Annotated in this window: 22 protein-coding genes and 1 pseudogene; all 23 read left to right on the forward strand. The window is 60.6% G+C overall.

The window, feature by feature from the left end; translation table 11 throughout:
* Positions 1-24 precede the first annotated feature (24 nt).
* Positions 25-1,500: a type VI secretion system contractile sheath large subunit gene (gene tssC / locus ACODTD_RS12365; RefSeq protein WP_011336600.1), complete on the forward strand. Its 1,476-nt coding sequence runs from the start codon at positions 25-27 to the stop codon at positions 1,498-1,500.
* A gap of 9 nt (positions 1,501-1,509) precedes the next feature.
* The gene (gene tssE, locus ACODTD_RS12370; protein WP_039765135.1) at positions 1,510-1,917 is read left to right on the forward strand and encodes a type VI secretion system baseplate subunit TssE; all 408 of its coding nucleotides are present in this window, start codon (positions 1,510-1,512) and stop codon (positions 1,915-1,917) included.
* An 11-nt stretch (positions 1,918-1,928) separates the two neighbouring features.
* Positions 1,929-2,222 (forward strand): annotated as a pseudogene (locus ACODTD_RS12375) (PAAR domain-containing protein); the annotation flags it as partial.
* A 1,108-nt stretch (positions 2,223-3,330) separates the two neighbouring features.
* Positions 3,331-3,714: a hypothetical protein gene (locus tag ACODTD_RS12380; RefSeq protein ID WP_011336598.1), complete on the forward strand. Its 384-nt coding sequence runs from the start codon at positions 3,331-3,333 to the stop codon at positions 3,712-3,714.
* A gap of 20 nt (positions 3,715-3,734) precedes the next feature.
* Positions 3,735-4,118 carry a hypothetical protein gene (locus ACODTD_RS12385; protein ID WP_201819802.1) on the forward strand — a complete coding sequence of 128 codons (384 nt, stop codon included), beginning with the start codon at positions 3,735-3,737 and terminating at the stop codon, positions 4,116-4,118.
* Positions 4,115-4,519 carry a hypothetical protein gene (locus ACODTD_RS12390; RefSeq protein WP_011336596.1) on the forward strand — a complete coding sequence of 135 codons (405 nt, stop codon included), beginning with the start codon at positions 4,115-4,117 and terminating at the stop codon, positions 4,517-4,519. Before ACODTD_RS12385 ends, ACODTD_RS12390 begins: the two co-directional genes overlap by 4 nt.
* Complete coding sequence (locus ACODTD_RS12395; protein WP_201819804.1) at positions 4,516-4,959, forward strand: hypothetical protein; 444 nt, start codon at positions 4,516-4,518, stop codon at positions 4,957-4,959. The genes ACODTD_RS12390 and ACODTD_RS12395 overlap by 4 nt, the downstream gene beginning before the upstream one ends.
* A gap of 17 nt (positions 4,960-4,976) precedes the next feature.
* Entirely contained in the window at positions 4,977-5,408 is a 432-nt protein-coding gene (locus ACODTD_RS12400) for a hypothetical protein (RefSeq protein ID WP_011336594.1), read from the forward strand.
* Between the two features lie 27 nt (positions 5,409-5,435).
* Positions 5,436-7,223 carry a type VI secretion system baseplate subunit TssF gene (gene tssF / locus ACODTD_RS12405; RefSeq protein WP_011336593.1) on the forward strand — a complete coding sequence of 596 codons (1,788 nt, stop codon included), beginning with the start codon at positions 5,436-5,438 and terminating at the stop codon, positions 7,221-7,223.
* Complete coding sequence (tssG, locus tag ACODTD_RS12410) at positions 7,187-8,194, forward strand: type VI secretion system baseplate subunit TssG (RefSeq protein ID WP_201819806.1); 1,008 nt, start codon at positions 7,187-7,189, stop codon at positions 8,192-8,194. Before tssF ends, tssG begins: the two co-directional genes overlap by 37 nt.
* 11 nt (positions 8,195-8,205) lie before the next feature.
* Positions 8,206-10,863: a type VI secretion system ATPase TssH gene (tssH, locus tag ACODTD_RS12415; protein ID WP_201819809.1), complete on the forward strand. Its 2,658-nt coding sequence runs from the start codon at positions 8,206-8,208 to the stop codon at positions 10,861-10,863.
* A 10-nt stretch (positions 10,864-10,873) separates the two neighbouring features.
* Positions 10,874-12,400 carry a sigma-54 interaction domain-containing protein gene (locus ACODTD_RS12420; RefSeq protein WP_201819811.1) on the forward strand — a complete coding sequence of 509 codons (1,527 nt, stop codon included), beginning with the start codon at positions 10,874-10,876 and terminating at the stop codon, positions 12,398-12,400.
* A gap of 93 nt (positions 12,401-12,493) precedes the next feature.
* Complete coding sequence (locus ACODTD_RS12425) at positions 12,494-12,634, forward strand: hypothetical protein (protein WP_003229566.1); 141 nt, start codon at positions 12,494-12,496, stop codon at positions 12,632-12,634.
* 18 nt (positions 12,635-12,652) lie between these two features.
* Positions 12,653-13,846, forward strand: coding sequence for a type VI secretion system-associated FHA domain protein TagH (tagH, locus tag ACODTD_RS12430; protein ID WP_011336588.1), 1,194 nt, complete (start codon positions 12,653-12,655; stop codon positions 13,844-13,846).
* A gap of 5 nt (positions 13,847-13,851) precedes the next feature.
* Complete coding sequence (gene tssJ / locus ACODTD_RS12435; RefSeq protein ID WP_011336587.1) at positions 13,852-14,352, forward strand: type VI secretion system lipoprotein TssJ; 501 nt, start codon at positions 13,852-13,854, stop codon at positions 14,350-14,352.
* Between the two features lie 2 nt (positions 14,353-14,354).
* A complete protein-coding gene (tssK, locus tag ACODTD_RS12440; RefSeq protein WP_011336586.1) occupies positions 14,355-15,686 on the forward strand; it encodes a type VI secretion system baseplate subunit TssK in 1,332 nt (443 codons plus the stop codon).
* Between the two features lie 5 nt (positions 15,687-15,691).
* A complete protein-coding gene (gene icmH / locus ACODTD_RS12445; protein ID WP_011336585.1) occupies positions 15,692-16,567 on the forward strand; it encodes a type IVB secretion system protein IcmH/DotU in 876 nt (291 codons plus the stop codon).
* Between the two features lie 13 nt (positions 16,568-16,580).
* The gene (tssM, locus tag ACODTD_RS12450; RefSeq protein WP_489104891.1) at positions 16,581-20,120 is read left to right on the forward strand and encodes a type VI secretion system membrane subunit TssM; all 3,540 of its coding nucleotides are present in this window, start codon (positions 16,581-16,583) and stop codon (positions 20,118-20,120) included.
* Complete coding sequence (locus ACODTD_RS12455) at positions 20,120-20,848, forward strand: PP2C family protein-serine/threonine phosphatase (RefSeq protein WP_011336583.1); 729 nt, start codon at positions 20,120-20,122, stop codon at positions 20,846-20,848. The genes tssM and ACODTD_RS12455 overlap by 1 nt, the downstream gene beginning before the upstream one ends.
* Positions 20,845-21,846 (forward strand): serine/threonine-protein kinase, encoded by a 1,002-nt coding sequence (locus ACODTD_RS12460; RefSeq protein WP_011336582.1) that lies wholly within the window; start codon positions 20,845-20,847, stop codon positions 21,844-21,846. The genes ACODTD_RS12455 and ACODTD_RS12460 overlap by 4 nt, the downstream gene beginning before the upstream one ends.
* A gap of 28 nt (positions 21,847-21,874) precedes the next feature.
* Positions 21,875-24,100: a type VI secretion system Vgr family protein gene (locus tag ACODTD_RS12465; RefSeq protein ID WP_011336581.1), complete on the forward strand. Its 2,226-nt coding sequence runs from the start codon at positions 21,875-21,877 to the stop codon at positions 24,098-24,100.
* Positions 24,097-25,104: a DUF2515 family protein gene (locus ACODTD_RS12470; RefSeq protein WP_011336580.1), complete on the forward strand. Its 1,008-nt coding sequence runs from the start codon at positions 24,097-24,099 to the stop codon at positions 25,102-25,104. The genes ACODTD_RS12465 and ACODTD_RS12470 overlap by 4 nt, the downstream gene beginning before the upstream one ends.
* Positions 25,105-25,175: 71 nt before the next feature.
* Positions 25,176-25,979, forward strand: coding sequence for a hypothetical protein (locus tag ACODTD_RS12475; RefSeq protein WP_285354282.1), 804 nt, complete (start codon positions 25,176-25,178; stop codon positions 25,977-25,979).
* Positions 25,980-26,027 lie beyond the last annotated feature (48 nt).

Below are 26,027 nucleotides of genomic sequence, written 5' to 3' on the forward strand. Positions count from 1 at the left end.
CCAGCAGCCAAGGAAGCCAACACAATGAGCACTAGCGCAGCACAACAGAACGCCGCAGAAAACGGCGAGTACAGCATCCTCGACAGCATCATCGCCGAAACCCGCCTGACGCCGGACGACGAAGCCTACGACATCGCCAAACGCGGTGTGTCGGCGTTCATCGAAGAGCTGCTCAAGCCGCAGAACAACGGTGAGCCGGTCAAGAAAGCCATGGTTGACCGCATGATCGCCGAGATCGATGCCAAGCTCAGCCGTCAGATGGACGAAATCCTGCACCACCCGGACTTCCAGGCCCTGGAATCGTCGTGGCGTGGCCTGCAACTGCTGGTCGACCGCACCAACTTCCGCGAAAACATCAAGATCGAAATCCTCAACGTCTCCAAAGAAGACCTGCTGGACGATTTCGAAGACTCGCCGGAAGTGATGCAGTCGGGCCTGTACAAGCACATCTACACCGCTGAGTACGGCCAGTTCGGTGGTCAGCCGGTTGGCGCGATCATTGCCAACTACTACATGTCCCCAAGCTCGCCGGACGTGAAGCTGATGCAGTACGTGTCCAGCGTAGCCTGCATGTCCCACGCACCGTTCATCGCCGCCGCCGGCCCGAAATTCTTCGGCCTGGAAAGCTTCACCGGCCTGCCGGACCTGAAGGATCTGAAAGATCACTTCGAAGGCCCGCAATTCGCCAAATGGCAGAGCTTCCGTACCTCGGAAGACTCCCGCTACGTCGGCCTGACCGTGCCGCGTTTCCTGCTGCGTAACCCGTACGACCCGGAAGAAAACCCGGTCAAATCGTTCGTGTACAAGGAAAACGTTGCCAACAGCCACGAGCACTACCTGTGGGGCAACACCGCTTACGCGTTCGGCACCAAGCTGACCGACAGCTTCGCCAAGTTCCGCTGGTGCCCGAACATCATCGGCCCACAGAGCGGCGGCGCGGTTGAAGACCTGCCTCTGCACCACTTCGAAAGCATGGGCGAAATCGAAACCAAGATTCCTACCGAGGTTCTGGTTTCCGACCGTCGTGAATACGAACTGGCCGAGGAAGGCTTCATCTCCCTGACCATGCGTAAAGGCTCCGACAACGCGGCGTTCTTCTCCGCAAGCTCGGTGCAGAAGCCGAAGTTCTTCGGCATCAGCGCAGAAGGCAAGGCAGCAGAGCTGAACTACAAGCTCGGGACCCAACTGCCGTACATGATGATCGTCAACCGCCTGGCTCACTACCTGAAAGTGCTGCAGCGCGAGCAACTCGGTTCGTGGAAAGAACGTACCGACCTCGAGCTGGAACTGAACAAGTGGATCCGCCAGTACGTGGCCGACCAGGAAAACCCGAGCGCCGAAGTCCGTGGCCGTCGTCCGCTGCGCGCTGCGCAAGTGATCGTCAGCGACGTTGAAGGCGAGCCGGGCTGGTACCGCGTCAGCCTGAACGTGCGTCCGCACTTCAAGTACATGGGTGCCGATTTCACCCTGTCGCTGGTTGGCAAGCTGGACAAAGAGTAAGAGCGACTCATGGACGGATACGGCAGCCTTTTCGAACGCCTCAACGGCGACGCGGAACTACGCAAGGGCAGGAGCCTCGAGGCTTCGGCCATGGCGTCGGTGGCTGCCCATCTGGCCAAAATGCTCAGCACCCGGGCCGGCAGCGTGCAAACGCTGTCCGACTACGGGTTGCCCGATCTCAATGACATGCGCCTGAGCCTGCACGACTCCCTGAGTCAGGCCCGCCTGGCCATCGAAAGCTTCATCGAAGCCTACGAGCCGCGCCTGAGCAACGTGCGTGTCATTTCCCTGCCGCGTGACCACGATCAGCTTCGCCTGGCCTTCAGCATCGAAGGTCTGCTGGAAGTCGAGGGTTTCAAGCGTCAGGTCAGTTTCTCCGCGCGCCTGGATGGCAGCGGTCAAGTGAAGGTCAACTAAGGAGAACCCCGATGTCTGGCAAACCTGCAGCACGCGTATCCGACCCCACCGCTTGCCCGCTCCCCGGCCACGGCACCAACCCGATCGCCGCCGGTTCCGGCGACGTGTTCTTCGACGGCCTGCCGGCGGCCCGCCAGGGCGATGCCTCGGCGTGTGGCAGTGCATTGGTCGGCGACCTTGCGACCACGGTTCTGATCAATGGCAAGCCGGCCGCCACCGTAGGTTCAGTCGGGGCCCATGGCAACAAGGTCACTGCCGGCTCCGGGACGGTAATCATCGGGAATTCGCATACGCCTGCACCGTTTTCGGGGCTTGCTGCCCTGGCGGTCGCCGCTGCTCTGGAATACCGACTGGGTCTGAAGTCGGGTGGCAACTCGGTTTTGACCCCGCTGGAAATACCGGACTTCGATGAACTGAAGTCCGGAACATCGAAAAACCGCGAACTGGTCGACTTCGTCGTCGAGAACCGGATGGACGCGGCAGACAGTGTGAAGCTGGAAGTGCTGGACGGCGAAAAGCCGGTCTACACCGAAGCCAATACCGCCCCGTTCTTGCCCCCTGGCAAGCACCCGTGGCAATGGGATGGGTACGACACTGCCGGCATCCTCGACACCAAAATCCTGAAAAGCCCGAACCTCAAAGTTCGTCTGACCGCGACCGGAGCGGGCAAGCAGCAAGTCACCGAAGTGAAGCTCACTTGTTCGGCTGAAGAGGTGAAGTGGGTCGATGCGCGTATTGATCGCAATGCCAAGACCGTGGAAGTGACGCTGCGCCCGAGCTTCTCGGAGGGTGGCAGCACTGGTTCCACGCCTGGCCTGGTGCCTACGCCGCTCAGCACTTTGCTGGGTTGGGCCAAGGAGGGCATCGAATTGTATTGGTCACGCAATGGTTCGCGCGGTGGTGGCATTGCCGAAGGAATCGCGACCAGCAAAGGGGTCTACAAAGTCACGGTCAAGGCCGAGGTCAACGTCGAGCCAAAGGCCGGGAACTTCCCGTTGATTGACTCGTTGTCAGCGGACTTCGGTCGTTCGACCAGCCTGGCAATTGCCCGTAAGGTTTACCACAACGCTGGCTACGCCTTTGACCAACTCGTCAAGCGTCAAGGCCTTACGGCTGCGGATGCTGCCAACTATGCGCAGGAAGAGTTCAAAGAGACCTCGGCCCATGAATTCGGGCATCTGATTCTCAACGAATACGGTGGTGGGCTGATCCCGAACTACTCGTGGACGCACAAAGAAACCTCAACGTTGATGCAAAACCCCAAGGCAAACCACCCGACACCGAGCACGGGTGAGGTGGATGTCATGCATTACTTCAGCAGCTACACCCAGACGTCCACCAACCTGCAGAAGCGCATGGCCGCTTCTGAACAGGACGTGAAAAGCCTGCTTTGGTTGGCCAGGGTTGAATTCAATGACTAGGTTCGCCGGTTTCATCCTGCTGTTTGTTTCCTTGTACGGCTGTGCGGCGCAGCAGGTCTACAACAACCATGTGTACATGGAGAACCGTTGTGGCCAGCCACTCGAGATGAAGGTTTCCAATAGCTCAAACATGCACTCACTGGATCGCACCCTGACAGTTGCAGCAGGCGCTCGTGCGCTCGTGGCGAGTTTTGCCTCGTACGGTGAAGACGTGATCGAACAGATCCCGAGCAACTATCAGCTGACCATCGACGACGCTGCGGGCAGTAAATCCATTGACGCCACTCAGTTGAAACAGCGCCTGGCAGTTGTCGAGAAAGTTACTGAAGGAACCCAGCGCGAGTGGACGATCCGTGAGGCTTCGATCTGCCCATGAAGCTGTCAGGAATCATCTGCATGTTGGGCTGGTCCGGGCCTTTCGCGTTTTTGGCCACGTTGACTGCCTGCGCTGCTCAACGGGTCTATCGCAATGACGTGTACCTGCAGAACACTTGTGGAGTACCGCTGGAGCTGACGTTGGCAAACGACTCCAACTACGACGATCAACCACGCAGCTTCACGTTGGCTCCGAATGAGCGCAGCTCTGTCGCCAACTATCAATCCTTCGGCGAAGACGTATCCGGTCAGATCAGCGACCGATACAGCCTGAAGCTTAAAAGTCCGGCCGCGACTAAAACCATCGACGCGCAGACATTACGAAAAGCCTTGGCGAGCATAGAAAAAACTGAAGAAAGGGGTGTTCGCTCATGGACGGTCGATAACGGGGCTTTCTGCCCATGAAGCGCTTTTTTCGGATCGGCTCCAAGAAGCTCAGTGCCTGGCAATGCCTTGTAGCTTTTCTCAGCTCGGTCGGTTTGCTGGCGATTCTGATCGGCCTTGCGTTGCTGTTGCGAATGGAACACTCCACCGAGCCCAAGCTGTTCGCCCATCCCAATGCTCTGTGGATCGGTGCCGAAGATGGCGGGGTATTCGTTGAAATTACCAGGAGCGAGGCACCGGACTACTACGTTGAGATCCGCCACGAGGGTGGTGGAATGTGGACCGAAGGTTGGATTCGTTATGGCACACGGGACAGTTATCCGCTCAGCGCCGCAGCTGTCGGCGGCTACGATGGCGTCGAGCTCTATCTGTACACGGGCGTCGCGATCACGTCGCAAAAACAGGGAATTGCGCAGCAATGAATATCTACGTGCGCCTTGCTCTGTGTCTGGTGATTCACGCGGTGGGATGCGTGGCCTACGTATTTCTGAACAACGCAGTCGTTGTGGCCTACAAGGCGTTTAACGGCGGATTTACTACCCGTGGGGTGGCGATCGGTATTGCTCACTACATGTTCATTTACATCTTTTTCGGGGTGAACGCGCTGGCCGCGATTATCCCGAAACTGTGGGCCAAGCTCGGCCTGCTCACACTAATGGTTGCCTGGATTCTATTCATGATGGTGCCCGACAACCCGTTGCGGGCGCTGTTCTACACCGTGGCTCAGGGCGGGGTGACGTTGCTGGCGATTCTGGCCACGCAGCTCATTGAGCTGCGCCTGGAAAAGCGCGCGTTGATGCGGCAGGCAATGCCTGCGATTGCTTCGCAGAACGTGCTTTCGAAGATGAGGACCTGCCCGTGATCGGTGTATCGAATCAGATGCCCATCCTCAGCCGCGCGCAGCTGAGTTTTTTCATGGGTGCCTTGTGGACGCCATTCTTGGCCATGCTGGCGTTTTCATCCTATGGCCTGTGGATTGGCGATTATTCGACATTCGATTCGTCCGAGACCCACTGGGTGTATCTGTTGTGGTTTGGCATGCCCGGACTGTTGTTATTTGCGCTGTGGGTATCGCGAACCGCGAAGAGCCGCAATGAGCAGCAGGCGCTGCGAATGGTCTGGCTGGCGCCGTTGAAGATCATCCCTTTCTACGCGGTGCCCTGGATGCTTTATGGCTTGTGCAGCCTGGTCATCGGGCCGTTCGACAATGCTTTCATGGCCTATGGCTGGATCCTGCTTGTGCCGTACCTCCTGATCGCCGGTTACTTCTGCGCCGGCGTGACGGTTGCGCTCTACAGGATATTTTTTTGATGAGTTCCACTACCAGGCAGGTAACCCGTGTCCTTTAACCACTACTACCAAAGCGAACTCACCGCACTGCGCCAACTGGGCCGCCGTTTCGCCGAGCGTAGCCCGGCGTTGGCGCCGTTCCTGGGGCAGGCCGGGCGGGATCCGGATGTGGAGCGGTTGCTTGAAGGCTTTGCGTTTCTGACCGGGCGGCTGCGCCAGAAGCTCGATGACGAGTTGCCGGAGCTCAGCCATTCCCTGATGCAGTTGTTGTGGCCGAACTACATGCGCCCGCTGCCGGCGTTCAGCATTCTGCAGTTCGACCCGCTCAAGCGTTCCGGGCCGGCGCTGAAGGTCGAGCGTGATACGCCGATCGAGAGCGTGCCGATCGAAGACGTGCGTTGCCGCTTTCGCACCTGCTACCCGACCGAAGTCATGGCGCTGGATCTGGCCGCGCTGAACTACTCGGTGAAGGGCGACGGTTCGCTGCTCAGCCTGCGCCTGGAGATGAGTGCCGACGGCCACCTCGGCGAGCTGGAGCTGAGCAAACTGCGCCTGCACTTTGCCGGCGAGCGCTACATCAGCCAGATGCTCTACCTGAGCCTGCTGCGCAACCTCGACGGCATCGAACTGATCCCGCTCGACGGCGCCGGCAAGCCGATCGATGGCGTGAGCGGCAAGCCGATGGCGTTCAAGATTCCGGGCGATCGGGTGAAACCGGTGGGCTTTGCCGAAGAAGAAGCGCTGATCCCGTATCCGCTGAACACCTTCCGCGGCTATCGCTACCTGCAGGAATACTTCGCCTTCCAGGACAAGTTCCTGTTCGTCGATGTCCACGGCCTGGACATTCTCAAGGCACTGCCGGAAGACACTCTCAAGCAGATGCGAGGCCTGGAATTGCGCTTCGACATCCGCAAGAGCGGCATCATGCGCATGCGTCCGACCCTGGATAACGTGAAGCTGTTCTGCACACCGATCGTCAACCTGTTCAAGCACGACGCACTGCCGATCCGTCTCGACGGCAAACAGGACGAATACCTGCTGCTGCCGGCCGAATACGATCTGGAAAACTGCGGCGTGTTCTCGGTGGAAACCGTGACCGGCTGGAAGCCCGGCGGTCTCGGTTATCAGGAGTACGTGCCGTTCGAATCCTTCGAGCACGACCCGAGTTTCGACGTGCCCAACAGCCGTCCGCATTACAGCATCCGCCAGCGTTCGTCGCTGCTGCACGACGGCCTCGACACTTACCTGAGCTTCGGTATCCGCCACACCGAAGCCCATGAAACCCTGTCGATCGAGCTGGTCTGCACCAACCAGAACCTGCCGCGCAAACTCAAGCTCGGGCAGATCTGCATGGCCTGCGAAGAGACCCCGGAGTTCCTGAGTTTCCGCAACATCACCCCGGCCACTTCCAGTTTTGCGCCACCGCTGAACCGTGACTTCCTGTGGAAGCTGATCAGCAACATGTCGCTTAACTATCTGTCGCTGGCCGACGTCAATGCATTGAAGGTGATTCTCGAAACCTACGACCTGCCGCGCTACTACGACCAGCACGCGGAGAAGGTCAGCAAACGTCTGCTGGGCGGCCTCAAGCACATCAAGCATCACCACGTGGACCGCTTGCACCGTGGTCTGCCGGTACGCGGTTTGCGCACCGAACTGACCATCGACCCGGAAGGGTATATCGGCGAAGGCGACCTGTTCGTCTTCGCCTCGGTTCTCAATGAGTTTTTCGCGCTTTACGCCAGTCTCAATTCATTCCATGAGCTGCGGGTAAAAAGCACACAGGGAGAGGTGTACCAATGGACACCACGTATGGGCCTGCAGCCCCTGCTTTAAGCGGGCTGACGAAGGTAATACGCGAGTACTCGCTGTTTCAGGCCGTGCTGCTGGTGATCGACCGGCTGCGCGATGCGCACCCGTACCTGAGCGAAGACGACCTGTACGACCAGCTGGAATTCCAGGCCAACCCGAGCCTCGGATTTCCGCGCAGCGACGTCGATCGCGTGGAGTTTTTCGAAGAGCACGGAAAGATGCGCGCGCGCCTGCGGTTCAACCTGATCGGCCTGGTCGGTTCCGGTTCACCGCTGCCGGCGTTCTATGGCGAACAAGCCCTGGGCGACAGCGAAGACGGCAACCCGACGCGCAATTTCCTCGACCTGTTCCACCATCGCCTGCAACGGCTGATGCTGCCGATCTGGCGCAAGTACCGCTATCGCGCGAGCTTCCAGAGCGGCGCGGTCGACCCGTTTTCCTCGCAACTGTTCGCCCTGATCGGCCTCGGTGGCGACGAGATTCGCAAGGCCAAGGAACTGAACTGGAAGCGCCTGCTGCCGTACCTCGGCCTGCTGAGCCTGCGGGCGCACTCGGCGGCGCTGATCGAAGCGGTGCTGCGTTACTACTTCAAGCACGAAGACCTTGTCATCGAGCAGTGCATCGAGCGCCGCGTGGAAATCCTCGAAGAACAGCGCAACCGCCTCGGCTTCGCCAACAGCGTACTGGGTGAAGACCTGGTGCTGGGCGAACGCGTGCGCGATCGCAGCGGCAAATTCCGCATTCACATCACCGAACTCGACTGGGAGCGATTCCACGAATTCCTGCCGATCGGTTTCGGTTACCAGCCGCTCTGCGCGCTGGTGCGGTTCACCTTGCGTGACCCGCTCGATTACGACATTCGCCTGGTGCTGCGCCCGGAAGAAATCCGCGAACTGCGCATTGGCGAGAAGAACGACTGTCGCCTGGGTTGGACCAGTTGGCTGGGCTGCGAAAAAGCAGACGGCGTAGTGACCCTGGGCAGCAAAATTCATTAAGGACGTGAGCCATGATCAACGTAGACCTGCAACAACTCATCCAGGCGCTGGACGCCGAAACCCGTCGCGATCTGGAGCGTTCGGCCGAGCGCTGCGTGGCCCGTGGCGGCAGCAAGATTCTGGTCGAAGACTTGCTGCTCGGCCTGCTGGAGCGCCCGAACGGGCTGCTCTCCCGCGCGCTGCAGGATGCCGACGTTGACGCTGGCGAACTGAGCGCGGCGCTGCAATCGCGGGTCGAGCACAGCGCTTCGCGCAACCCGGTGTTCGCCCCGGAACTGGTGCAGTGGCTGCAAGACGCACTGCTGGTGGCCAACCTTGAGCTGGGCCAGACCTCGGTCGAAGACGCGGCGCTGATCCTCGCGCTGCTGCGCAACCCGATGCGCTACGCCGGCAGCCGCTACCAGCCGTTGCTGGCCAAACTGAACATCGATCGCCTGAAGGAATTTGCGCTGTCGCAACAGCCCCAGGCAGCGGCCAACGGTAAACCGGCCGCCCAGGGCGAATCGCTGTTGGAGCGCTTCACTCACAACCTGACCCAACAGGCCCGCGACGGCAAACTCGACCCGGTGCTGTGCCGCGATGGCGCGATCCGCCAGATGGTCGACATCCTTGCCCGTCGCCGCAAGAACAACCCGATCGTGGTCGGTGAGGCCGGTGTCGGTAAAACCGCCATCGTCGAAGGCCTGGCCTCGCGCATCGCTGCCGGTGAAGTGCCGCAAGTGCTCAAGGGCGTCGAGCTGCTGTCGCTGGACATGGGCCTGTTGCAGGCCGGCGCCAGCGTCAAAGGTGAATTCGAACGTCGTCTGAAAGGCGTGATCGACGAGGTCAAAGCCTCGCCGAAACCGATCATCCTGTTCATCGACGAAGCCCACACCCTGATCGGCGCGGGCGGTAATGCCGGCGGTTCCGATGCGGCCAACCTGCTAAAACCGGCACTGGCTCGCGGTGAACTGCGCACCATCGCCGCGACCACCTGGGCCGAGTACAAGAAATACTTCGAGAAAGACCCGGCGCTGGCCCGTCGTTTCCAGCCGGTTCAGTTGCACGAACCGACCGTGAGCGAAGCGGTGACCATCCTGCGTGGCCTGGCTCAGGTCTACGAGAAGAGTCATGGCATCTACCTGCGCGATGACGCGGTGGTGTCCGCCGCTGAGTTGTCCGCCCGCTATCTGGCCGGTCGCCAGCTGCCGGACAAAGCCGTCGACGTTCTCGACACCGCGTGCGCCCGCGTTCGCATCAGCCTCGCCGCTGCCCCGGAAAGCCTGGAACGCCTGCGCGGCGAACTGGCTGAAGGTGGCCGTCAGCGTCAGGCCCTGCGCCGCGATGCCGAAGCCGGTCTGCTGATCGATCACGAAGCGCTGGAGGCACTGGAAGCGCGTCTGGACGAAGCCGAAGCCGAAATGGTCGCACTGGAAACCCTGTGGACCGAGCAGAAACAACTGGCCGAGCGCCTGCTGGAACTGCGCCAGCAACTGGCCAAGGCCCGTGAAGCCGCTGCGGTCGAGCCGACAGTGACTGTTGAAGAAGACGCCGAAGGCACGGTGATCGAAACCCACGCCGCCGAAGTTGACGAAGCTCTTAGTGTCGAAGCGCTGGAAGCACAACTCAACCAAACCCACAGCGCGCTGACCGCCGCTCAGGTCAAGGAGCGCCTGGTCAGCTTCGAAGTCTGCCCGCGTCTGGTGGCCGAAGTGATCAGCGCCTGGACCGGTGTGCCGCTGGCGCAACTGGCCCGAGAGCACAACGCCAAGGTCGCGAGCTTCGCCACCGACCTGCGCACCCGCATCCGGGGTCAGGAACAAGCCGTGCACGCCCTGGATCGCTCGATGCGCGCCACCGCTGCCGGCCTGAACAAGCCTGACGCACCGGTCGGCGTGTTCCTGCTGGTCGGCCCGAGCGGCGTCGGCAAGACCGAAACCGCGCTGGCGCTCGCCGACCTGCTGTACGGCGGCGACCGCTTCATCACCACCATCAACATGTCCGAGTTCCAGGAGAAGCACACCGTTTCCCGCCTGATCGGTGCACCACCAGGCTACGTCGGTTACGGCGAAGGCGGCATGCTCACCGAAGCCGTGCGCCAGAAGCCGTACTCGGTGGTGCTGCTCGATGAAGTCGAGAAGGCCGACCCGGACGTGCTTAACCTGTTCTACCAAATCTTCGACAAAGGCGTGGCCAACGACGGCGAAGGGCGCGAGATCGACTTCCGTAATACGTTGATCCTGATGACCTCGAACCTGGGCAGCGACAAGATCAGCGACCTCTGCGAAGACGGTGCGCGTCCGACCGCCGAAGTGCTGGAAGAAACCATTCGCCCGGTGCTCAGCAAACACTTCAAACCGGCGCTGCTGGCGCGGATGAAAGTGGTGCCGTACTACCCGGTCGGCGGCCCGGTGCTGCGCGAGCTGATCGAGATCAAGCTCGGTCGTCTGGGCGAGCGTCTGAACCGTCGACAGCTGGATTTCACCTGGTGCCAGAACCTCGTCGATCACCTGTCCGAGCGCTGCACTCAAAGCGAAAGCGGTGCGCGCCTGATCGACCATTTGCTCGACCAGCACGTGCTGCCGCTGGTGGCCGACCGTTTGCTCGACGCCATGGCCACCGGTGAAAGCCTCAAGCGCGTGCATGCGACGCTTGACGGTGAAGCCAGCGTGACCTGCGAGTTCGCCTGAGGTGAGTGTGATGTTCACCCAAGTGCCGCAGCCACTGCTCTATGCCGAAGCCTTGCTGGCGCAGTTCGCCAGCCTGTCGCGCGCGGCGGACGGTGCTGCGCTGCTGGGTGACTTCGTGCGCGGCCTGGCCGGGCTGAGCGGTTGCGAACTGACGCAGCTGTACTTGCTGGACGCCACGCATACGTCGCTGGGGATGAACGCCGAATGCCTCGACGGCGTGCTGCAACCGCGCAGCGCGGCGAGCCTGCCGGCGGATTACAACGGCGAGCAACTGTTGCAGTTCGCCCTGTGCCAGAACCGCGTGGTGAGCTTCGACGACCTGGGCGGCAGCCTGCACGAAACCAGTTTTCTGCCGGCGTCGTCCACGCCGTGGCAGTCGCTGTTGTGCGTGCCGCTGGTCAATCAGCAGAAGGCCGTCGAAGGCCTGTTGCTGTGCGCCAGTCGTCGCCACATCGACCTGCAAGGCTTCGCCGATTCCCTTGGCCAGCTCGGCTCGTTCGTGCTTGGTCAACTGCATCTGCTGCAACGTCTGCGCCAGCCAGTGGATGCGGCCGCACCGGTCGTGCGCAGTCTGCCGAGTGCCAGCGGCTACGGCTTGATCGGCAAGAGCGCGGCGATGCGCCAGACCTACTCGCTGATCAGCAAAGTCCTGCACAGCCCGTACACCGTGCTGTTGCGTGGCGAGACCGGTACCGGCAAGGAAGTGGTCGCGCGGGCGATCCACGATTGCGGCCCGCGCCGGTCCCAGGCGTTCATCGTACAGAACTGCGCGGCGTTCCCGGAAAACCTGCTGGAAAGTGAGCTGTTCGGCTACCGCAAAGGTGCGTTCACCGGCGCCGATCGCGACCGCGCCGGGCTGTTCGATGCGGCCAACGGCGGCACTCTGTTGCTCGACGAAATCGGTGACATGCCGATGTCGCTGCAAGCCAAGTTGCTGCGTGTTTTGCAGGAAGGCGAGATCCGTCCGCTGGGTTCCAACGACACCCACAAGATCGACGTGCGCATCATCGCCGCGACGCACCGCGATTTGTCGGTGCTGGTCAGCGAAGGCAAATTCCGCGAAGACCTGTACTACCGTCTCGCACAATTTCCGATCGAACTGCCGGCCCTGCGCCAGCGTGAAGGCGACATCCTCGACCTCGCCAAACACTTCGCCGACAAGGCCTGCACTTTCCTGCAACGTGATCCGGTGCGCTGGTCGGACGCAGCGCTGGAACACCTGTCCGGTTACACCTTCCCCGGCAACGTGCGTGAACTCAAAGGTCTGGTCGAACGCGCGGTGCTGTTGTGCGAGGGCGGCGAGTTGCTGGCCGAACATTTCTCGCTGCGCCTGGAATCGGCGCCAGCGCCGGAAGACCACTGCGGCCTCAATCTGCGCGAACGACTGGAAGCGGTCGAACGCAATCTGTTGCTCGATTGCCTGCGCAAGAACGACGGCAACCAGACGCTCGCCGCCCGGGAACTGGGCTTGCCGCGCCGCACGCTGCTGTACCGGCTCGGCCGCTTGAACATCAATCTGGGTGATTTCGATGGGTAGGCGAAAGTCCGTCGGATTCACCTCGAACACCTATTTCAGCGCCGCCCGCAAGGGTCGGCGCTTTGTGCTTTGTCTACACCTGGAGACCCTCTGATGTCTGTTCGTCACTGGCACGCTGTCCTGCTGACCCTCGTCGTTCTATGCGGCCTCGGCGGTTGCAGCGGCAATTACAAATTCAACGATAACGATTACCGCCCGCTGGGTGATCCGCAGGCGGTCAATCGCGGCAAGTGACCGCAAGGAGCATCAAACATGGAATTGGTTTTCGAAATGCTGAACACCAAGCAGTTCGTGCCCACCGAGCTGTGCCAGCGGACCTTCAAACAGGCCGGTGGCGTGATCGGGCGGGGCGAGGACTGCGATTGGATCATCCCTGACCGCAAGCGTCACTTGTCCAACCACCACGCGATCGTCAGCTATCGCGAGGGTACGTTTTTCCTGACCGACACCAGCAGCAACGGTGTTCAGGACGGCGACAGCGGCGCACGCCTGCACAAGGGCGAACCGGTGCGCATCGAGCACGGCAGCACCTACGTGCTGGGCGACTTCGAGATTCGCGCGCGCCTGGTGCGCGACCCGGCGACCTTCGACGGTGAAGTCGGCCTGCCACGCGCCGCCGGCAGCATCATTCCGGACGATGCGTTTCTCGACCTCGATCCGCTGAAGTCGCTGGAGCAGCAAGAGCGCGTGTACTCGGAGTTCGAGGAAATGCTCGCACCGGTGACCGACCCTGAAGACTCCCGTCAGCGCGCCGACTATGCGCGTATCGACATGGAAAGCCTGATGGTGCCGGAGCTGATCGTCGAGCCCAAGCCTGAGCCTGCACCGGCACCGAAAGCAGTCGAGCGCCAGAGCGAAACCTTCTGGGACAAATTCGGCGCGGCCCTCGGCGTGAACGTGAAGAACCTCAGCCACGACGAGCGTGAAGCTCTTGCGCTGAACGCTGCTCGTCTGCTGCGCCAGAGTATCGGCGGTCTGCAACAGAGCCTGCGCACCCGTTCCGAGCTGAAGAACGAGCTGCGTCTAGCCCAGACCACCGTGCAAGGCACCAACAAGAATCCGCTGAAATTCGCCGTCGACCCGAGCGAAGCGCTGGACATCCTGTTGCAGCCGAACAAACCGGGCCACTTGCCGGCCGAGCAGGCGATTTCCCGCGCGTTCCGCGATTTGCAGGCGCATCAGGTGGCGCTGCTGACCGCCAGCCGCGCGGCGGTACGCGGCACTCTGGAGCACTTCTCGCCGGAGCAGTTGACCCTGCGTTTCGAGCGCGACAACAAGCCGTTGCTCGCCACCGCTGGCGGGCGCTGGAGAGCGTTCAACCGTTACCACCACGCGCTGCGTCAGGACGACGACTGGAGCGAGCGCCTGCTGGCCCGCGACTTCGCCCAGGCCTACGAAGAACAGATCCGCCTGATCTCCACCCTCCACACCGACCACCAAGGATGATGCGCATGTCTCGCCGCTCGACCGCTTTTTTCAAGACGCTGACCGCGCTCACCCTGTTGGTGCTGCTCGCCGGTTGCTCGTCGCTGTCGCCGTATTCGAAAGTGACCAAGATCAACCTGAAGCTGACCGGCAGCGATCAATTGAACCCGGACCTCAACGGTCGTCCGTCGCCGATCGTGGTGCGCCTGTTCGAACTCAAGCACCCGGTGACGTTCGAGAACGCCGATTTCTTCAGCCTCTACGAGCGCGCGAAGGAATCCCTCAACCCGGATCTGGTGGCCAGCGAAGAACTCGAACTGCGCCCGGGTGAAACCGTGGAGCTGAAACTCAGTGTGGAGGAGGGCAGCCGCTTCATCGGCATCCTCGCCGCGTACCGTGACCTGCCGGAAACCAAATGGCGCCACACGTTCCCGATCACACCGCTGGAAGTCACCGAAGCCGATCTGACCCTGGATCAGGCCGGTATCCGCAAGACCAACGAAGTGCTCGCCAAGGCGGATGACTGACCATGAATACCCATAAAGTCATCTGGCAGGAAGGCATGCTGCTGCGCCCGCAGCACTTCCAGCACAACGACCGCTACTACGATCACCAGATGAAGACCCGCACCCAGTTGCTGGGCGGCTACACCTGGGGTTTCCTGAATCTGGAGATCGACCTGCAGTTCCTCAACATGGGCAAACTGGTGATCAGTGAAGCCTCGGGGATCCTGCCGGACGGCAGCCTGTTCGAACTCGGTGGCAACACCGAGCCGCTGGCGCTGGACGTACCGCCGAACACCGGCAACATGCCGATCTACCTGGCGCTGCCGCTGGTCACCGGTAACCACATCGAGGCCCGGCGCCCGGAGCAGTCCGATGTGCTGGCGCGCTACACCGCATATGACGCCGAAGTCGCCGACTCCAACGCCGGTGATGATTCCGCCAGCCAGGTCAGTTGCGGCCGCCCGGACTTCAAGCTGTTGCTCGGCGAGCAGCAGAGTGACCAGGCTTACGTGAAGCTGAAGATCTGCGATGTGCTCGACACCACGCCGGACGGCGTGATCAGCCTCGATCCGGATTTCGTGCCGACCTACATTCAGGCCCACGCCTCCAGCTACCTGCTGTCGTGCCTGAAAGAAGTGATCAGCATGCTCGGCCACCGGGGCGACACCATTGCCGAGCGCATTCGTTCGAACGGCAAGGTCGGCGGCGCGGAAATCGGCGACTTCATGATGCTGCAACTGATCAACCGCACCGAACTGCTGCTGCGCCACTACCTGGGCCTGGAGCAGGTTCACCCGGAAGAGTTGTACCGCACGCTGCTGACCATGCTCGGCGATCTGGCGACGTTCTCCAGCGACAGCAAACGCCCGCGTCTGGACAGCCGCTACTCCCACGCCGACCAGGGCGCGAGCTTCCGCAAACTGATGGAGTCGATCCGTCAGGTGCTGTCGATGGTGCTGGAACAGCACGCCATCGAACTGATCCTGCAAGCGCGTCAGTACGGGATCATCGTGTCGCCGCTGCACGACCACAAACTGCTGGGCTCGGCGTCGTTCGTGCTGGCAGCCAGTGCCAACTGCGACTCCGAAGAACTGCGCAACCGCTTGCCTGCGCACCTCAAGGTCGGCCCGGTGGAGCGCATCCGCCAACTGGTCAACCTGCACCTGCCGGGGATCAAGGTCAAACCGTTGCCGGTGGCCCCGCGGCAGATCGCGTTCCACTCCAACAAAACCTATTTCATCCTCGAACTCAGTTCCGAAGACCTGGCACAACTCGAGCGCTCCGGCGGCTTCGCGTTCCACGTGTCCGGCGAATTCGCCGAGCTTGAACTGAAATTCTGGGCCATCAGGAACTGACCGACATGATCAAGGACATGGAACACAACCAGGACGACAAAACCGTCCTGCTCGACCGTCAGGGCCATGGCCCTGCGGCGAGTCCGCTGACCGACTTCGCCGCGCCGCCGCGCTTCGAACAACTGGAAGAACGGATGATCTACGCCGCGCGCCTGCGCCCGGCGGAGGCCTTCAATATCAGCCTCAATTCGCTGGTGGCCGCGTCGTCCGAGCTGCTGTCGGAAGTGGTGCGCCTCAAACACAGCGAAACCCGCGAAGACCTCTACGCGCTCAACGAGCGCCTGACCGCCGGGCTCAAGCTGTTTGAAGTGCGCGCCCTGCACAACGGCGCCGAAAGCAGCCAGGTGATGGCCGCCCGTTACGTGCTCTGCACCGTGGTCGACGAAGCCGTCGTGACCACGCCGTGGGGCAACGAGAGCGAGTGGTCGCAGATGAGCCTGCTCAGCAGCTTCCACAACGAAACCTTCGGTGGCGAGAAGTTCTTCCAGTTGCTCGATCGGCTGTCGAAAAACCCGGTCAAGCACCTGCCGATGCTGGAGCTGATGTACCTGTGCCTGTCCCTCGGTTTCGAGGGCAAGTACCGCGTGCAGGCGCGCGGCATGCTGGAACTCGAAGGCATCCGCGACGCCCTGTACCGGCAGATCCGTCAGTTGCGTGGCGATGTGCCGCGCGAATTGTCGCCGCAGTGGGAAGGCCTCAACGATCAGCGCCGCAATCTGGTGCGCATCGTGCCGGCGTGGATGGTGGTGCTGTTCACTTTCGTCTGTCTGGTGATGATGTATTCGGGCTTCGCCTGGGTCTTGGGCGAGCAGCGCGACACCGTTCTGCAACCTTATCAGCCGCTTGATCCGGCCGCGGCCCAGCCGCAGTCGCAGCCGTAAACAGGGACGTGTGATGAAAAAGTTTTTCAAGAAAGTCGGCGCCTTCCTGCGCCAGACCTGGGTCTGGACCTTGCTGCTGGTGCTGTTCGTGGCGCTGCTGGTGTGGTTCGTCGGCCCGTTGTTGGCAGTGGATGACTACAAGTTCTGGGAAAGCGCGACCTCGCGTCTGCTGACCATCAGCGTGCTGTTCCTGATCTGGGGCCTGACCATGGTCTTCGTCAGCTGGCGCGCCGGGATCCGCAAGAAAGCCGTCGAAGAAACCGAAGACGGCCAGGACCGTATCCGCCGCGAAGAGTTGATCGACGAAGAGCAGAAAGAGTTGAAAGAGCGTTTCAAGGACGCCCTGAAAACCCTCAAGACTTCGAGCCTGTACCGCGGCCGCAGCGAGCGCTGGCGCAATGACTTGCCGTGGTACTTGCTGATCGGCCCGCAGGCCAGCGGCAAGACCAGCCTGCTGGACTTCTCCGGGCTGGAATTCCCGATCAACAAGATCGACCGCAAGCTGACCCGCGACACTCACGGCACCCGTCATTGCGACTGGTACTTCGCCGACCACGGTGTGCTGATCGACACCGCCGGCCGCTACCTGACCCAGCCGGATGCGGAAGTCGACGGCAGCGCCTGGACCACCTTGCTGGAACTGTTGCGCAAGCGTCGTCGCGGTCGTCCGCTGAACGGCGTGCTGGTGACCATTCCGGTGGAAACCCTGACCGGTGGCAGCGAACAGGACATCGAAACCCTGGCCCGCCAGGTGCGTGCGCGTCTGCAAGACGTCTATCAGAAGCTGCACGTCGATGTGCCGGTGTATCTGGTGCTGAGCAAGGCCGACAAGCTGCTGGGCTTCGACGAGTTCTTCGACCAACTGACTCGCGAAGAAAGCGATCAGGTGCTGGGTACCAGTTTCCGCAAGGATCAGGTCGGCACCGACGTGACGGTGCTGCGCAACGAGTTCGAAGAGCTGCTGCGTCGCCTCAACAGCCAGGTGATCATGCGCATGCACTCCGAGCGCGACACCCAGCGCCGTGGCCGCATCCTCGACTTCCCGCACCAGATGGGCCAGATCGGCGAGCGTCTGTGCCTGCTCGTCGATATGGCGTTCACCGGCAACCGCTACCAGCGTGCGACACAACTGCGTGGTTTCTACCTGACCAGCGCACCGCACCTGACTCAGGAAATGGATTCGACCACCGCCGGCATCGGCGCGAGTCTGGGCATGAGCGCCGGCGTGTTGCCGACACTGCGCAGCGGTCGTTCGCGTTTCATCCATCATTTGCTCAGCCGGGTGATTTTCCCGGAGGCCGATCTGGCCGGTCTGGACAAGCGCGAACGCAGCCGCATCCACTGGGGCCAGCGTGCGTTGTACGTCGGCGCGCTGGGTGCTCTGGTTCTGTTCGGCATGCTCTGGGCCGGTGGATTCTCGGCCAACTACGAGCGTCTGGAAAACCTGCGCAACCTGGCGCAGAACTGGACCCAGCAACGCACGGCACTGTCGCCGCGCGATGACGCGATGGGCGCGCTGAAAACCCTCGACACCAGCTACGCTGCCACCCAGGTGTTCCCGAAAAAAGGCGACGCGGCGTACCACGAGCGGATGGGTCTGTATCAGGGCCAGGACGTCAATCCGGTGGTCAAGGAGGCTTACGAGCACGAGCTCGAAAAGCAACTGCTGCCGCGCGTTGCAACGATGCTTGAAGGCCAGATCCGCGCCAACATGAAGGACCGCGAAAAGCTGATCAACAGCCTGCGCGCGTACCTGATGTTGAACATGAAGGATCGTCGTGACGCGGCATGGCTCAAGGACTGGATCGCGGCTGACTGGTCGCAGCGCTACACCGGCAACACTGCGGTGCAGAACGGTCTGAACACGCACCTTGAGCGTCTGTTGCAGCAGCCGTTTATCTATCCGCTCAACGAGCAACTGGTGGCCCAGGCGCGTCAGATCCTACGTAGCGAGTCGCTGGCGACCGTGGTTTACCGCATGCTCCGCGAGCAGGCGCGCAACCTGCCGGATTACCGTTTCAGCCAGCACCTCGGGCCGCAGGGCTCGCTGTTCATTGGCACTGAATACGTGATTCCGGGCTTCTACACCCAGACCGGCTATCAGCAGTATTTCTCGGTCCAAGGCGCATCGCTGGTGACCGACATCCTGCGTGACAACTGGGTGCTGGGCGAAGGCGCCGGCATCAGCGACATGGACTTGCGTCGCCTGATGGTCGAGCTGGAGCAACTGTACTTCCGCGACTACGCCAACTACTGGAGCGAGGCCGTTGGCCAGGTAGCACTGCCGCCGATCAGCGATGCCGGTGAAGGCGCCGAGCAACTGGCGGGCCTGACCTCGGCCAACTCGCCGGTGCTGGCGCTGCTGACCGAAGTGCGCGAGAACACCCGCTTCCCGGCCGCTGCCGATCCGGTGGACGAGGCGGGTGACGCGGCTGATGCGCTGGCCGGACAGAAAGGCAAACTGGGCAAGGTGGGCAAACTCGCCGCGGCGGCAGCGGATAAGGCCTCGGCCCTGAACGTGGCGAAGAACCTGCCGGACACCGCCAAGAAGTCCCTGCAACGTCGCTTCGAGCCGCTGCACAAGTTGCTCGACGACAACAACGGCCCGGCCGCTGACCTGACCCCGGCCTTCACCGCGCTCAACGACCTGCAACTGCAACTGGCGGGCCTCGCCCGTTCCAGCACGCCGGAGCAGGCCGCGTTCGAACTGGCCAAGACCCGCATGAGCGGCCAGCGTGATGCGCTGACCAACCTGCGCAATGCATCGGGTCGTCTGCCGCGTCCGTTGAGCGTGTGGTTCAACGTGCTGGCTGAGGACTCGTGGCGCCTGGTGCTCAACGATGCCTACCAGTACCTGAACGGCCGTTATCAGAACGAGCTGTACAGCGTGTATGGCAAGACCATCAACAAGCGTTACCCGTTCAGCGCCTCGAGCACCAGCGATGTGGCGATCAGCGATTTCCGCGAGTTTTTCCGGGCTCAAGGCACCATCGACCGCTTCTTCGACAGCTACATGCGTCCGTTCGTCAGCGGTGATCCGGGCAACTACCGGATGCGCAGCGTCGACGGCCGCAGCCTGCCGGTGTCCAAGGTCTTCCTCGATCAGATGGCGGCGGCCCTGAACATCCGTCAGAGCTTCTTCTCGATCAATCCGGCCGAGCCGACCGTGCAGTTCAAGCTGGAGCCGTACACCCTCGATCCGGCCGTCAGCCGTTCCGAGTTCAAGTTCGGTGACAAGACCATGGAATACCGCCACGGTCCGATCCTGCCCATGACCTTCAAGTGGCCGACCGATGCTGAAGACGGTCGCACCAGCCTGGTCATGGACAAGATGGCCGGGCGCCCGATCGGCATCGAGAAGAACTCCGGCCCGTGGTCGCTGTTCCGTCTGTTCGACCTGATGCAGACGGAGTACCTGACCGGTCGCGACGTGCTGGTGCTGAAAGCCGATGTGGGTGGCCTGCGCGCCAACTACCTGCTGACCAGCCAGCGCACGCCGAACCCGTTCGACATGGGCGTAATGCGTACCTTCCGTATGCCGGTGCAGCTCTGATGCTGGTGGCCAGTCCCTGGCGCAGCGCGGCGCGAACCGACCCGGGCAAGGTGCGGTCGCGCAACGAAGATGCCTTCCTCGACACCCCGCAGCATGGGCTGTGGGTGGTCGCGGACGGCATGGGCGGTCATCAGGGTGGCGACATCGCCAGCCAGTTGATCGTCGCCAGCCTGGCTGAACTGCCGCAGCACGAAGATTTCGACGAACGCCTCAAAGCCATCCGCCAGTGCCTGCACTGGCTGAACCGGCGCCTGGGGCAGGAGTTGACCGTCACCGCCGGGCGCCACGACAGCATCATGGGCAGCACCGTCGTGGCGCTGCTGGTGGACGGCAATCGCGCGGCCTGCATCTGGGCCGGCGACAGCCGTTGCTACATGTGGCGCGGGCAGCGGTTATATCAGCTGTCGAAGGATCACTCGCTGCAGCAACAACTGATCGACGAACAGCAGATGAGCGTCGAACAGGCAGCGGCGCACCCGGCGGCCCAGGCCCTGACCCGGGCGGTCGGCGCGGCGGAACAGTTGACCCTGGATGTGCTGGAACTCGAGGTCTATCCCGGTGATGTGTTCTTGCTGTGCAGCGATGGTTTGTATCAAGGCCTGAGCAGCGATGCCCTCGGCAATGCTCTCAGCCTGGCGGCGCCACACGTGGCGCTGGAACGTCTGTTCGACGGCGCCCTGCGGGGTGCCGCTCGCGACAACCTGACGGCCGTGGTGATCCGCCAATGACTGAAATCGAATCCTCAGTCGACGACTTGCTGATGAGCGAAGAGCAGGCCAACAACCTGACTTATTTCGCCTTCGCCAAGCAACATAATGCCGAACCCGCGCTGGCGCCGACCAAGGCCAGCGTCGGCGCACTGCCGGATGTTCTGGCAGGCCGCTACCACCTCGAGCGTCTGCTCGGGGCCGGTGGCATGGGAGCGGTTTACCGGGCCCGGGATCTGCTGCACGAGCAGTTCGGCGATCCCGATCCTTACATTGCGCTGAAAATCCTCAGCGAAGAATTTGCCGAGTCGCCGGACGCCAGTGCCTTGCTCTACAGCGAGTTTGCCCTGACCCGACGCCTGCGCCACGACAACGTGCTGCGACCGCACACGTTCGAAGTCGACACCGATTGCCAGCGGGCCTTCATCACCATGGAACTCATGCGTGGCCTGACTCTGGACAAACTGCTCTGCGAGCGGCCGCTGGGCCTGCCGTGGAAAGAACTGCGCGACATCGCGCTGCCGCTGCTCGACGCGCTGGCCTACGCCCACCGTCGCGGCGTGCTGCACGGTGACATGAAGCCGAGCAACGTCATGCTCAGCGAAGACGGCGTGCGCCTGTTCGACTTCGGTCTCGGGCAAGCCGAGGAGGGCATCCTGCCCGGCCTGCCGCACCTGAGCCGCGAGCGCTTCAACGCCTGGACACCGGGCTACGCCGCCCCCGAACTGCTTGAGGGCCAACCGCTGTCGGCCAGCGCGGACGTGTACGGCGTGGCCTGCGTGATCTATGAACTGGCGGGCGGCAAACACCCGTTCCGCCGCTTGCCCTCGACCCAGGCCCGTGACGAACACCTGGAGCGCGAGCTGCAAGCCCCGGCAAATCTACCGACACACTGCTGGCCCGCGCTGCGCACCGCGCTGGCCTTTGACGCGGCAGAGCGCAACATTTCTGCCGAACAATTGCGTGACGCCTTGGGCGCCACTTCGTCCTGGCTGCAGCGTTTGCGACTGCGGGCGTAACGGATGACATTCGAACAGGGAGCACTTTATGTTCAACCCAGCTAACGAAACGCACTTCAGCCTGACCGTTGAAGATTACGTAGGCGACCTGCAAGTCCTGTCGTTCACCGGCACCGAAGGCATCAGCCAGCCGTTCCGTTTCGACATCGAACTGGTCAGCGAAAACCCGGATCTGGACCTGGAAAAGCTCCTGCACAAACAGGCCTTCCTCGCCCTCGATCCGCAGGGCTCGGGTATCCACGGCCAGATCTACCGCGTGGCCCAGGGCGATGCCGGCAAGCGCCTGACCCGCTACAAAGTCTCGCTGGTGCCGCAGCTGCAATACCTGCATCACCGCACCAACCAGCGCATCTACCAGCAGATGTCGGCGCCGAAAATCATCGCACTGATCCTCGACGAGCACGGCATCAAGGGCAACGCCTACAGCTTTCAGTTGAGCCAGCCGTGCCCGGACCGCGACTACTGCGTGCAGTACGACGAAACCGATCTGCACTTCGTCCAGCGCCTGTGCGAAGAAGAGGGGATTCACTACCACTTCCAGCACAGCAAGAAAGGTCATCTGCTGGTGTTCGGCGATGACCAGACCGTGTTTCCGAACCTCGGCCAACCGACCGCGTATGTACAGGGCAGCGGCATGGTCGCCGAAGAACCGGTGATCAAAGGCTTCAAGCTGCGTCTGGAAACCCGCACCAGCCGCACCACCCGCCGCGACTACGATTTCGAGAAACCGCGCCTGCAAATGGAGGCGGCGTACAAACCGGACGGCGAGAGCACTGAACCGGATCTCGAAGACTACGACTACCCCGGCCGTTTCATCGACCGCGCGCGCGGCAAGTTCCTCAGCCAGCGCGCCCTCGAACGCCACCGTGCCGACTACCGCCAGGCCGAAGGTCGCGGTGACCAGACCAGACTCGTCAGCGGCCACTTCATGGAAATGTCCGACCACCCGCGCAGCGAGTGGAACGACCTGTGGCTGCTCACCGAAATTTTCCACGAAGGCAAACAGCCGCAAGTCCTCGAAGAATCGGTGACCAGCGACACCACCGACAACAAGGACGACTTCCACCAGGGCTACCGCAACCGCTTCCTCGCCACCCCGTGGGACGTGTTCTACCGCCCCGCGCTCGAACACCCGAAACCCCGCGTGCTCGGCAGCCAGACCGCGATGGTCACCGGCCCCAAAGGCGAAGAAATCCACTGCGACCAATACGGCCGCATCAAAGTGCAATTCCACTGGGACCGCGAAGGCCTGGCCGACGACAAAACCAGCTGCTGGCTGCGCGTCTCCAGCTCCTGGGCCGGCGACCGCTACGGCGCCATCTCCATCCCGCGCATCGGCATGGAAGTCCTCGTCACCTTCCTCGAAGGCGACCCCGATCAACCGCTGGTCACCGGCTGCCTGTACCACAAGGAAAACCCGGTGCCGTACGCCTTGCCGGCAAACAAAACCCGCAGCGTCTTCAAAACCCTCAGCTCCCCGGGCGGCGGTGGCTACAACGAACTGCGCATCGAAGACAAAAAAGGCGCCGAACAGATATTCATCCACGCCCAGCGGGACTGGGATGAAAACGTTGAGCACGACCAGAAGATTCGCGTCGGGAATGAACGTCACGACACGGTGGTGAAGAACAGCTACACCGAGCTCAAGGCAGAAGAACACCGCACCACCATAAGCGACCGCAAGATCGAAGCGAAAGCCGACGATCACCTGACGGTAGGAGAAAGCCAGCACATCAAGCTCGGTACCGCCCAGTTGACCAGTGTGGGGAAAGAGATCCACCTGAAGTCTGGCGACAAGATGGTGATTGAGGCTGGCACCGAACTGACCATTCTGGGCGGTGGGAGCTTTATCAAGCTCGATGGCGGTGGTGTGACGGTGGTTGGACCGGTGGTGAAGATCAATGCCGGAGGCTCGGCGGGAAGCGGTACGGGGATTGGCATTCTGGCACCGGTCATTCCGCTGATTGCGGATCAGGCTAGGGCGGGGAACACACTGAAGTCTGGTACTGCCAATAGTCCGAAGTATGACGAACAAATCCGTTTTGTGACCGGGCTCGGTCAACCCATAAAGTCTGTGAAGGCAGCGATTATTGTCCCTTCGTCGGTCGCTCCTAAAATCTCCAAAAGCAACGCAGATGGTCTGCATCCGCGTGTGGTGACTGACAGCGAGGAAACCGCTGAGGTCCATCTGATGTGGGACGAACTCATCGTGCCGGAAGGCTCCGACGATTACGAAGCGAGTAGAAATAAATGAGCGCACCCGTTGCTACATTCAAAACCAATAACCAAAGCTGCTCCGTTCAAGACATCACGTTGAAATGCGACAAGCTATGGACGATGGGGCAGCAAGAGGCTATCAGCCGACTGAGTGTCTCAGAAAAGAGCTGGTTTTCTTCGTCGAGCAAAATGGTATTGGTGGGTGACTTCAGCGCGCGAGCCGCGCGCATTGCAGCAGCCTATGCTGAGTTTTATCTAGAGCGTGGTGAGGACGGCAAACCTGACTTGAAGGGACGCTTTTACTGGATGGGATTGGCAGCTTTCGCGAGCAAGCAAGTCATGTGTGGTCTCGATTACATTCCTTCGGAACCGTACCTGACAGGCATAGTGCCGTTGCCATTTCAGATCCCCTACAAAATAGGCAAAAATGGCCTCGGCATGGGCAACTTTTGGCTGTTTCAGGATATTTTTGTCTGGCATTGGTTCTATAAAAAATATCCGGAGCAATTTAATGACTGTGCCCCGAAGCGAAACGCGAAGAGCTGCGATGCGCAAGTTCAGATGAATATCGATGAGTTGCCTTGGGCGGATAAAGCACTACCTGTTCTGAAAAATCTGGGACTGACTCCTGACATCACTGCAGGCTTCAACCTCATAAAAAAATCCGAGACGACATCTGATCCGGTTGCGAAACGAAATATTCAACAGCAATCACTATTGGCAATTGCTGATCATGAACAAAGAAGAATTCTTCAACCGCTTATCTATAACGGCTTTTTGTTTCAGAAAGTTCTGCAGACACAAGCTGCCGCTGAGGGTGCGCCGTTTGTACCGTTGCGGGTTGCTTCTTTCAGTTCTGCCTGTGATGTAAACAATAAGGAGTTGCGGGTTCAGATGACTAAAGGGGACTTGTTTAACGAATCTGATCGAATGGAGTTTATTCTGGAAATTGCAAAGCAATACCATAAAATGATGGGGCAAAAGAAAGATTATATGGAGCAGCAAATAGAGACGATTTCTACCTGGAAAAGCCGAAAATGAAATTTTACGGGTTGTTGATTTTTTTATTGCTCGCTGCATGCGGTGACTCAGACAAAGTAGGGACTGTTTCCATGGCAAACAAAACCCAGTTAATCAATGTTGAGATTGGTGAGGAGATAAGCAATCTACTTTCTAGTTCTCCTGTGTCTTTTTCAAAAGAGTGCATTTCTGATGTGGATATGTGCTGGTATAAAGTTAAAAAGTCATTCGGTGATGAAGACCTTCCATCAGTCGAGGTGAATAAATCTCTGCGTCTAGACCAGGTTGCGAGTGTCAGTACTGCAGTAGATGGTGAGGTAGGCACTACTGTGGAGAACCTCGACTTATCAGTTCGGAGTCTCCCGGATGGAAGCAAGCATGATGAGTATCGAGCGTTTCTATACGATCTCATAAAAGATATAAAGAAGGCGGGCTGGGTACACTATTACGCACCTTCTGATCCTAGAATTTCCGGTAGTCAAATTGGCAAGATTAATTCAGCTGATGAAGTCATGGGTGATAGCGTATTAAGTCATCCGTGGCTGGATCCGAACTATAATCTGGATCATGAGCGATGGTTGAAAGTCGGTAAATTCTACAATTGGCATTTTTATAAGGATGGCAATCATCTTACGTTGCAAGCATGGCGGCGAGACTCTGATGCTGCTCCTGATGAGCGCGGAACGTATTTGGTAAGTTTGAGCTTCACCACCGAGCGTGAATACTGGAGTGCTGCTTTCACCGAGGCTGAAGATAAAAAGCGTTGGAAAGAGCTGCTGCCAGCCAAGATGAAAGAATATGCTGCTATTCGGAAGTCCCGAGAAGACAAGGCGGAAAAGGCGGGTATTAAAATTGACTCAAGCTATCAAGATCCAACCATCAAAGCATTGAAGTAAGTTGGAAGGAGACGGGTTGTATTCTTCCTGTCTCCTTTAAACTCCCCG

The sequence above is a fragment of the Pseudomonas sp. FG35 genome (assembly GCF_057809295.1).